This is a genomic window from Okeania sp. SIO2F4, from assembly GCF_010672385.1.
Classification (GTDB): Bacteria; Cyanobacteriota; Cyanobacteriia; order Cyanobacteriales; family Microcoleaceae; genus Trichodesmium.
In genome coordinates, this window is record NZ_JAAHGT010000288.1 from 1 (window position 1) to 10,367 (window position 10,367).

The 10,367-nt window shown below is 36.2% G+C and carries 10 protein-coding genes and 1 pseudogene; 7 read left to right on the forward strand and 4 right to left on the reverse strand.

Annotation, left to right across the window (positions count from 1 at the left end; all coding sequences use genetic code 11):
• Window positions 1–1,153, reverse strand: a pseudogene (locus F6K22_RS18660) (RNA-guided endonuclease InsQ/TnpB family protein); the annotation flags it as partial.
• Between the two features lie 575 nt (window positions 1,154–1,728).
• On the opposite strand from F6K22_RS18660, the gene F6K22_RS18665 reads away from it, so the two are divergent.
• Window positions 1,729–2,808: a class I SAM-dependent methyltransferase gene (locus F6K22_RS18665; RefSeq protein ID WP_293100962.1), complete on the forward strand. Its 1,080-nt coding sequence runs from the start codon at window positions 1,729–1,731 to the stop codon at window positions 2,806–2,808.
• Between the two features lie 540 nt (window positions 2,809–3,348).
• Here the strand turns inward: F6K22_RS18665 and F6K22_RS18670 are convergent.
• Window positions 3,349–3,798 (reverse strand): hypothetical protein, encoded by a 450-nt coding sequence (locus F6K22_RS18670; protein WP_293100965.1) that lies wholly within the window; start codon window positions 3,796–3,798, stop codon window positions 3,349–3,351.
• Between the two features lie 256 nt (window positions 3,799–4,054).
• Here F6K22_RS18670 and F6K22_RS18675 point away from each other — a divergent pair, with 256 nt between their 5' ends.
• The gene (locus tag F6K22_RS18675) at window positions 4,055–4,549 is read left to right on the forward strand and encodes a YbjN domain-containing protein (RefSeq protein ID WP_293100967.1); all 495 of its coding nucleotides are present in this window, start codon (window positions 4,055–4,057) and stop codon (window positions 4,547–4,549) included.
• An 831-nt stretch (window positions 4,550–5,380) separates the two neighbouring features.
• On the opposite strand, the gene F6K22_RS18680 is transcribed toward F6K22_RS18675, so the two are convergent.
• Window positions 5,381–6,313 (reverse strand): hypothetical protein, encoded by a 933-nt coding sequence (locus F6K22_RS18680; RefSeq protein WP_293100970.1) that lies wholly within the window; start codon window positions 6,311–6,313, stop codon window positions 5,381–5,383.
• A 407-nt stretch (window positions 6,314–6,720) separates the two neighbouring features.
• Between F6K22_RS18680 and F6K22_RS18685 the strand changes: the two genes are divergently transcribed.
• Window positions 6,721–7,473: a lipoate--protein ligase family protein gene (locus F6K22_RS18685; protein WP_293100979.1), complete on the forward strand. Its 753-nt coding sequence runs from the start codon at window positions 6,721–6,723 to the stop codon at window positions 7,471–7,473.
• A 75-nt stretch (window positions 7,474–7,548) separates the two neighbouring features.
• Here the strand turns inward: F6K22_RS18685 and F6K22_RS18690 are convergent, their stop codons facing one another.
• Complete coding sequence (locus F6K22_RS18690; RefSeq protein WP_293100973.1) at window positions 7,549–7,743, reverse strand: hypothetical protein; 195 nt, start codon at window positions 7,741–7,743, stop codon at window positions 7,549–7,551.
• 231 nt (window positions 7,744–7,974) lie between these two features.
• Here F6K22_RS18690 and F6K22_RS18695 point away from each other — a divergent pair, with 231 nt between their 5' ends.
• The 4 genes from F6K22_RS18695 to F6K22_RS42230 all read left to right on the forward strand — a co-directional run.
• On the forward strand, window positions 7,975–8,268 hold the full coding sequence (locus tag F6K22_RS18695; protein WP_293100975.1) for a hypothetical protein: 294 nt from the start codon (window positions 7,975–7,977) through the stop codon (window positions 8,266–8,268).
• Between the two features lie 600 nt (window positions 8,269–8,868).
• A complete protein-coding gene (locus F6K22_RS18700; RefSeq protein ID WP_293100977.1) occupies window positions 8,869–9,375 on the forward strand; it encodes a DUF4384 domain-containing protein in 507 nt (168 codons plus the stop codon).
• A 315-nt stretch (window positions 9,376–9,690) separates the two neighbouring features.
• On the forward strand, window positions 9,691–10,071 hold the full coding sequence (locus tag F6K22_RS42225; protein WP_363273871.1) for a hypothetical protein: 381 nt from the start codon (window positions 9,691–9,693) through the stop codon (window positions 10,069–10,071).
• A 5-nt stretch (window positions 10,072–10,076) separates the two neighbouring features.
• The coding region (locus tag F6K22_RS42230; RefSeq protein ID WP_363273873.1) for a hypothetical protein at window positions 10,077–10,367 on the forward strand (291 nt) is incomplete at its 3' end.

Genomic DNA, 10,367 nt, shown 5'->3' on the forward strand with positions numbered 1-10,367 from the left:
CCCGCATAAACGAGATTTACTCTCTTCGGGTCTTACGGTCGCTCCACAGACTGACACTGCGAGTCCCGCAGCCAAAATATTTATACTTGCGTTGATATCCCGGTCATGGTGACTACCACATTCAGGACAATCCCACTCTCTAATATTTAAAGGTAATTTTTCTACTACATAACCACAATTAGAGCAACGCTTGGAACTAGGAAAATATCGGTCAATCTTGATTAATTGTCTTCCGTACCATTCTGCTTTATATTCTAATTGCCTCACTATTTCTCCCCAGTTGGCATCTGATATTGCTCTAGCTAATTTGTGGTTTTTAACCATGTTGTTAACTGCCAAATCCTCAACTACTATCGTTTGGTTTTCTCTAATTAGTTGGGTTGTGAGCTTGTGGGTATAGTCAAGTCTTGAGTCTTTAATTTTTGAGTGTATCTTGGCTACTTTAAGCCTGGCTTTGTGATAGTTATTAGACTTTTTGTCGGGTTTTCTATCTAGGGATTTCTGAGCCAACCTCAGTTTTTTATGTAACCTTTGAATATTCTTTGGGTTGGCAACTTTTTCTCCATCACTGGTAGTTAAAAGGCTAGTAATTCCTAAGTCAATCCCGACTTTTTTTTTGACTGGCTTAAGTTTTAAATCTCTGGTGTCATCAACTCTCAAAGACACAGACCATCTTCGGTGAAGGCTCTAGTTTGACAGTAATTGTACTAGGCACACAGTTTTGGGGTAGTTGCCTGCTCCATCTAATGGGTAATGGTTCTGCACATTTAGCTAGATATACTTGACCATCTTTCCACTTGAATGCTGATGACGTAAACTCAGCACTGCCACCGTTGCGCTTTTTCTTGAAGTTAGGATATTTAGTCCGTCCACTAAAAAAGTTGGTGAAAGCAGTTTGTAAATGTCTTAAGCCTTGCTGCAATGGCACACTGCTTACTTCTGTTAGAAAACCTAAATCTTTCTGTTTTTTCCAGGAAGTTAGCATAGCTGAGGTTTGTTTGTAGCCCACTCGTTCTTGGTGTTCATACCAAGCTTGAGTTCTTGCAGCCAAAGCTTTGTTGTAGACTAAGCGTACACAACCCAAAGTTCTCCGCAACAGACTTTCCTGCTCCGGAGTAGGGTAAAACCTAAATTTGTACGCTTTTTCAACCATCTACTGCTTAATTTTCAACATTTACATTCTAACATACTATGTGTAAGCCCGCAACATTGATTGGTTTTCATCCCGACGCTCCCCTCCGGGAGAGCGCGGGTCTTCAACCAACGTTTTGATAATAGTAATTTCATTTTATTAGCCTTCCCAGAAGAAGGCTATTTTTTTTCCCTTTCATATCACATCCCCTTGCTTTCTATGCCTCGCCTAGTGGAAAATCACAAACATTTTCATTCTATGAAGCTCCAAAAAAATCGCGCGTCAAAGGATTTTCGGTTGCATCCTCAACAAAATTTTGATAAAATGAGGATTAGATGGGTTACTTCGCCAATTTATATGATTTTTTATTCAACTATTTTTTCACCCTAGGTCTCGTACCAAGTCCGCTTATTTTAGAAGATAAAACTCTACATAGGCAAAAATTTTGAATTTGGTAAGGGTTTGGAGAGCAAACCTCTACGAGATATAAACTCTAGCAATAAAAACTGGTTTGATATTTTATCAATTATCAAAAGTATTGCTATACTTAAAAGCTGGAAAAATCTGGAAAAAAACATCAAAATAACAAGATAATCATGCCAAATACAATTACAAAATTTACTCATCAAACATTTCAACAAAGCAAAATTTACTTTGCTTTAGCTCACAAAGAAATTTCCACTAAACTCAGAAAATTTATTTATCCAAACCTCAAGCTAAATACCAAACCTTTGTCTGCTGAAATTATCCAAAAAATGCAGCAACGCATTGATGAAATCATCCAAAAAGATTTAGCAGATGGAGAAAAAGGCATATATCCAGTTAATATTATCTTCGACAATATATGGGCATATTTTTTTAGTTATTATCCTAATGTTTGGTTAGATATGCCTAGGGTATGGGAAAAAATTCAACAAAAGAAATATCAAGAATTTTCTCCAGAAATAGATACTCAAGGTTATCCCAATTATTATTTACAAAACTTCCATTATCAAACAGATGGATACTTAAGCGAGATGTCAGCTAATCTCTATGATTTACAAGTAGAGATTTTATTTAATGGTACTGCTGATGCTATGCGCAGACGAATTTTAGCTCCATTAAAAATGGGGTTAGAAAAATTGTTTTCCGGGCAAAATGTAGAAGCGATCGCTCCCCAAAAATTACGAGTTTTAGACATAGCTTGTGGTACTGGCAGAACATTAAAATTTATTCGAGCCACTTTGCCAAAAGCTGCTCTTTATGGTATTGATTTGTCACCTAATTACTTGAAAAAAGCAAATAAATTACTATCTGAAGAGTTGGGAGAATTACCTCAACTTTTGCAAGGAAATGCAGAGAATTTACCTTTCCGAGAAAACTATTTTCAGGGAATAACTTGTGTTTTTACCTTCCATGAATTACCACCAATGGTACGTCAAAAAGTTTTAGAAGAAACCTTTAGAGTAATTCAACCAGGAGGCGTTTTTGTAATTTGTGATTCGATTCAAGCCTATGATGAACCTGATTTTGTACAAATGTTAGAAAATTTTCCTGTAATGTTCCACGAACCTTATTATAAAAATTACATTATGGATAATTTAGAAGAACGGTTAGAAAAAGCAGGCTTTATAAATATTGCCACTGAAGTTCATTTTGCCAGTAAATATTGGGTTGGTTATAAACCTGATTATTAATATTGACAATGTAAGCATTTAGCAGTTAGCTAGCCTCTTGCAGAGGAACTTCGTTATCAGCTATCAGCTATTAATTAATTGCTTTTTGAGCAGGAATTAGTATTGATAGATTTAAGGAAAATTAAAAGTCTTGGAAAAAAAAACTGACCTTGACGATGGAGAGTGTATATTCATTATTTATGAAACAGCTAAAAGCTGACCGCTACGTAGCTGAATGCTTACTTGACAACTAACAACTAAGGAAAAAATAAGAATGGTTCAGAGCTGGGCTGTTTCATTCTCGGTTAAGATTTTTAAGAATAGACCTTAAATTGTTTGAAGTTTTTGGGTAATTGTACCACCCTTTAATAATCCCTATATTAGAGTTTATTGCTCCTATTCGACACTAATACCAAATCCGGTTATTATAGGCTGATTATAGGGTAAAGCAAAAAGTAACGCTCAATAGGCAATAGAGAGAATCTATAAATCAGCTTTTCTAAATTCAGATTTGGTATAATTGCTTATGTTGAGCGATCGGCACTCCTGATAGTTTTACTATTAAGAACTTCTGACATCGAAAGCAGCTACAATATGTGAAACCTTTATATTTGCTTTGCTCCTCTGTGAATCAGTTCCACGAATTATCTTTTTGTTCTCCGTGTAAAGATGACCATAAAAATGTTGTGCATCATCATCGTCAAAGAGATTTTCAGATTGGAGTGAAACTTCAATCCACAATTCCTGATTCACATCTATAGAAACCGCGTTGATACTTTCTATTATTATCATTTGTCCTGTTGTTAGTAATAGCCCAAATTCCCAAATATCAGTCATCATTCTGTCTATAAACCAAACAGGCAAAAGAGAAAGTGCTATGTCTACATCATATATGCAGCAAGGGGCACCTTCGTAGAGATGTTCAATTTGAGAAGCTTCGTTCTCTACCATAGAAAAAGGGTCTTTTTCAGATGGGTCTTCTTGATTAATTTTGCTCGCTTCTTCTGTCATTTTTTTTCTCTAATAATTAAGATTACCGATCGCTTCTTAAATTGTCGGGAAAAATATTTTTTAGTTTTTCATTTTAATTAATTAGTTTAACTTGAAAAAAAATCTTTAGTTTCTAATTCTAATTAATTAATTTGAGTTAAACGAACTTAGTAAAGTAAAAAGGTACTGTTATATTATCAGCATTGCTCGTAATTAGAATAGATTCAAGGCTGATGCTGGTGATAGATGGATGATGTTCCTATAGGTATAAGTAATTATGACGACTAACAACCCTGAAACTGTTTCTGTGGACAACCCTTCTATTGAGGAAGCAAATATTAATGAACTAACCGAAGATGAAACCAGTCTTAGCTATATAGAAGAGATTGAGACTGTCATTGCCAGTATGGCAGAAGAGCAAAAGGTAATGGTAGCTCAAAATGAAGCAGGCCATTTGTGGAAGTTTAAATATGGCACTGTGGATGTATATGTAAGATTGACTGGAGAAACTGATGATGATACTTTAACGGTTTGGTCTTATGTATTGAAGTTACCAGCAAAAAATGAACCAGAGTTGATGCGTAGATTATTACAAATGAATTGGTTATTGACTATGGAATCTCATTTTGCTATTGTGGACAATCAAATTGTAGTTGTAGCAACTCGTACTGTGGCTGAATTATCTCCTGGAGAAATTTCGCGGGCAATTACTATTGTTGCGAATCTTGCTGATGAAAATGATGAGCCTTTAGCTGAAGAGTTTGGGCAATAAATATAAAGATACATCGAGATATTAAGAAGCTTTTTGCATCAACTATTGCAGAGATGTTCTATGGAATATCTCTACATTCTTTTTCACCGCTATGTTTATTAGGCAAGTTGAAAAAAATATTCCTACAAATTTTTTTTTCCTAGGAGGAAAGGAAATCTTTTAATAGTTTTGCAAGTTATTTTACTCTAACTATTGTGTTGAAATTTGGTATTATACCAGGTGCGATAAATGTTTGCTACAAATCAAGGTTGCTCTAATTATAACTGCTGATTTTTTGTAAAAATTTCTCGATTTGGAGGGAGAAAATTTATCATTTTCCTTCCTTCTTTCTTACCTTTTTCCTTCTTCCCTCTTCCTTCTTAAGACCCTAAATTATTTGTCAAATTCTTTTTTAAATTTGGTCTTATACCAATTCCCAAAACTAATGCTATACTTAGACGACTCTTCAATTATTAAGTAATTAAAAAGGGCGCATGGAACTTTTTTGATAATTATTAGCCAGGAGCGTATTAATTATTTTTATGTTTACTTCTTGCTCTCGGACGTTGCATGCAACCTCCCTACTACTCCCCTAATCAATAAAATTTAGAAAAGTTTTTGAGAAATGGTCTTAGACATCTCCAGAACAGAAATTAAATATTCCTTTTGTAAAACCCTTTTAGGAAGGTTGTATAGAATATCTCTAAATTCTTTTGTAGAGATGTCTATTAGACATCTCTACAAATAAAAAATTAAATCAATCCCATACGCAGAAACCGTCAATTCTTTTCCCCTACTCCCTACTCCCTACTCCCTACTCCCTCTTTTTTCCAGATATCTATTAGTTATCTATTAATTTATTATAGGTTGCAGTTGTTCAATTAACTCTTTTGACCGCATAACCCGTGCTTCTTCTTTAAGGTGGTAGTGAGTATCAGCAAATAAATTGGAGTCAGTCCACAAATTTAATGATTCTTTGTCATAAATTGTAGGAGCAATTTTGCTTAACTCTTCAGCAGTTTTCTTAACATTCTTCATAGTTTTTTCATCTGTACTACCATAAATCAAAGGTAATGAGACGATCAAAGTTGCTTCTTTAGCCTCCAACTCCTCTCGAAATTGTTTAATTCGTGCAATTGAATGAGGAGTAATGGGTTTGCCAACTTTCATTTCCCACCACTCAGCTTTGCGCTCCCATGTTTTCGTTGGATCGCCCCAATCTGTAATTGGATCGGCATAGTAGTCTGGAACATAGTCTGGATCTTCTGCCTTCTTTACTATGTCTATAGTAGATTTTGTCAAGCTTCTCAGACTAGGCACACCTAAACCGAAAGTATCTTGGCCAAACTTCTTAGGTGGAATTCCTCCTAATCCTGGTTTTCCAATAGCGAACCCAAAGTAAGTAGAGCGATCGCCTATTCCATCCTCATCCAAAAGCATTAAGTATTCAGGAATTATCAACACAATATCTCCTGGACGAACTTGCTCCAAAATAGTTGGAAAGATTACATTTAGACCCAAATTACCATCCAAGCCAAAGTTAAATACAGGGATACCAAGTTTTTCCCCCATTAGCTGAGAATTGACAGTGTAGTGCGCTCCCGATCCACCAACAATTATTAGTCTTTTTGAATCCTCCAACTCACCAGCTAGTGCCACCTTATTGTAGTACATTCCCCGTAACCGACCAATTAGACCGCCAAAATAAACATTGTAAAAAAAACCAAGAGACCAAGCAAAACTAGCAATAACTAACCAAGGGAGAATTTTTAGTAGGTTCTTCATAAAAATAAAAAATCAACCAATTTATTAGGTATATTGTGAGGGAAGGAATTTCCCAACTCAGTTATCTAGTATAGCTAAATATATTACCTTTGCGCCATCCCTACTATTGAGGGAAGCTGAATATTTTAACCTAAAAATTCCCTCAAAAATTGATTATATATAAACTTTTACCGAAAAATTAAGGTTTAAAGCTTCTCATGAGCAAGGAGAAAAAAGAAAACAAGTTCCTCGGAATCAATCCTCTTTTTTTTAATAAGAGGTAATTATTAATTGTTAATTATTAATTATTGAAATCTGTCTTGGTTTGTTGATAATAATTTTTCAGATTATTTACTTTCTATGATGGCTCAATTAAGAGTAGTCTATTGAGAAGATCGAGAATTACAGAAACTAAATTCATAATTATTATGTTTTGGCGACTCATACCTCTATTAACAACAACTGGAAAATTACAAATGGCAATAGATGAATGGTTACTACACCAACATCTCCAAGGAAACATTCCACCGACTCTCCGTTTTTATACTTGGCAACCAGTCGCCATTTCTCTAGGTTATCATCAAAAACGCTATCCCGAATATTGGCAAAACTTAACTTGGCAAGGCACATCTGTAGATATTGTGCGTCGTCCTACTGGTGGGAGAGCTGTTTTGCATCAGGGAGATTTAACTTATAGTCTAATAACTTCCGGTTTTCGTGGCAGTCGCATAGAGTCTTATCAAGCTATTTGTGAATTTTTAATCCAGGGGTGGCGATCGCTTGGCATTGACTTAGTTTATGGCAGTGCGGGAAGAGGCTATATTAACAACCCAAACTGTTTTGGAACTTCTACAGGTGCAGATTTAATCTTACCTAATAGGAAAAAATTAATCGGTAGTGCGCAATTGAGAAAAAAAGGGGCAATATTACAACATGGTTCTATGATTTTAGCACCTGATGTTGAGTTTTTTAGTTATGTTTTTAACTCTCAACCATCCCCGGTTGTTTCTGATATTTCTACATCTTTTTTATCTGCAAATGATAGGGGAGAAGATTTGATTAATCAGATTATTGAAGCGTTAATTAGAGCAGCTAGTGAATGTTTTAAAATTCAGTTAATTACTGAACCTTTATCAGATAAAGAATGGGTAGAAATCCGTAATTTTGCCAATACTAATTGATGATTTTTTTTAAACTTTTTCTGAATTTATATGATGTCTAGTTCAGAAGTTGGACAAATAGTGAGAGACAAACATTTATCTTAACTGCACCCGTCCTTTAACAACAGAACGCAACAATCTATTAACGCTGCAACGCTCCTCTTCACTTATAGAATCATCCAACACAGCAGCCATAAGGCCATAACGGTCTGATTCAGTCAGAGAAGAATTTTCGGCAACAGAAGCCATGATTTCGTTGATTGCACCAGGGAGTAATTTAATTTGAAGCATGGAACTTACCTTGAACTCTATACTTTAATCATCTTTCGTTTTTTTCGTTATAGTGGTGACTTGTAGTTGAAGTCGAGAGTGATTTTTCGATATCAGGAGAGTGAGTTATTCTGCCACCACAAAGTGAAGCACATAAGCAATTTTTGTGACCAACATCACCCTCCCTAGACGCGATGAAATACTACTTCTATTCAAAGTTAGCGATCGCCTGAATATTATTAGGACATAGGCGTGATAATTAAAAATCGGTGGTGGTGCTCGCGTAATGGTAAAGGAAGCATCGGGAGTGTAGGGAGATGGGGAGATGGGGAGATGGGGAGATGGGGAGATGGGGAGATGGGGAGATGGGGAGTGTCGGAGAAATTAAAAAATATATATCCTCACCATTACCATGCAGGACTACCTAAAAATCAAATCAATCCCATACGCAGAAATCATGAATTCTTTCCCCGTACTCCCTACTCCCTACTCCCTACTCCCTCTTTTCCACCAGAAGTCTATAGGACTTATACAATTTATTCCTGAAGAAGTTGGGTTAATCGGGACAGGCTATAAATATTTGATCAAAACGAATAAACCAGACTTCTCGACTCAAGATATTTTATGCAGCTTCAATCTCAGTAGTAGCGTGAAACACCTAAAATTTTGCAATAGTAGGAGCGGTTCCGCGTTAAGTTAATGGTGTTACAAATTATCGGATGAACCCTCCCTCACCCAATAATCTAATGAACAAAATTAATTAGCTGTGTCAGTCTAGTAGGTCTTGTTAGAAGGCCAAGATAATAAATTTTATAGCGCTCCTTGAATCGGGAATAGGGAATAGGGAATAGGGAATAGTAAACTGTCAAAGGATTTCAGGATTTAGAGATGTCCTAACCTTTGCTTCGACTGCTATAACTACAAAATAATTATAAGTTGTATAAAAATTGTAAGTTGCCCACAGATATAGTTAAGTGTCTGCAAATTTAGGAGTTAAATTATGCAAAATCATAAAAGTTCTTCTAAGAAAAATGATTTACGGAATAGAATATGGTTTCTCATAATTTTCTTTGTGTTATTGCTAATTACGATTAGGAAGAGGAAGTTGCGACAACTACTCCCATAAAAGTTGAAGCGGGAGTACCGTTGTTACCTTTAGGTACTCAGGTACAGTTAGAGGTGATAAACCAGGAAGACAGGAATTTATATGTGGCGGTGTTGGTTGTTGATGCAGGTGGGGAAATGGGAATAGTGTTTCCCAATACTTGGGTAGAAGGAGTAGATGCTGCATTGTTGAAAAAGGGGGAAACTAAGTTATTGCCTCAACCGGGAAAAGATCGGTTTAAGTTGACTGTAAGTAAACCATTGGGAAATACTGAAGTGTTAGTTATTGCTAGTGTGGCACCGTTGCGAGAGTCTTTGAAAATGTTGCAGGCGATCGCTACTGCTAGAGGTGTGCGAGGTGGTCCAATGAATTTAGGAGAAACAGATGTGGTTGATAGTTTGCTCTTAGATATTAATGCTGGTAGTCGTGGTTTAACTGCGGAGTTTGACCCCAGAGCGCGGCTGGTAGATACGACGAAAATTGGGGCGATGTCGATGAATAAAGAAGAAGAAAGAGGAATAGAAGGAGAAAGTTTTTTGGTCGCGTAAACGGAATGGAGTTCGATCGCGCTCCGATCCAGACATGATATCATACCTCAAATTACCAACGCCAAAAATATCAATAATATATCTTAACATATCTACATTAATTTGCAACAAATCTAAATTTTTAGATGAGGTAAATTCCTATATTATGGATGTGTTAGTTGCTGAGGAATTGGCTATAAATCGCCAAAAAACTATCTAATTAAGACTATTTCTAATAGTTGATCCATTGGACATCTCCAAAAACTAGATTTTGGCCTTTGATTCATAATTAAGGGTCATTTGCAGCAGATATGTCTTCTATAAAGAGAAAAAACCATGGTCAAGATTGAAGATACACAAGAAAGAAAAAGACTGATTGAAGAACGTAACTCTGAAAAACAGTGGAAACGCTGGGGTTCTTATTTAGGCGATCGCCAATGGGGAACAGTTCGAGAAGATTATACTGCTGATGGTAATGCTTGGGACAATCTTTCCTACGATCAAGCTCGCTCTCGTACCTACCGCTGGGGCGAAGATGGGATTATGGGTATTTCCGACGAACGGCAACGTCTTTGTTTTGCGATCGCTCTTTGGAATGGAGAAGATCCCATGCTCAAAGAAAGACTATTTGGATTAACTAATAGTCAGGGAAATCACGGGGAAGATGTCAAAGAATATTACTTTTATTTGGATAATACCCCTCTCACTCTTACATGAAAGGGTTGTACAAATACCCCCACAGTGCTTTTCCCTATGAATGGTTAATTAACGAAAATGGTCGCAGAAAAGCAGAAAATTCTCGAGCATCAGAATTTGAGTTGATAGATACGGGAGTATTTAATGATGACCGCTATTTTGATGTATTCGTAGAGTATGCTAAAAATTCTCCCGAAGATATTCTGATTCAAATCACCGTTGTTAATCGCGGTTCAGAAGCTAAAGAGTTACATCTAGCGCCAACTCTTTGGTTTCGTAATACTTGGTCTTGGGGAATTCCTGGTGAAACTAAACCA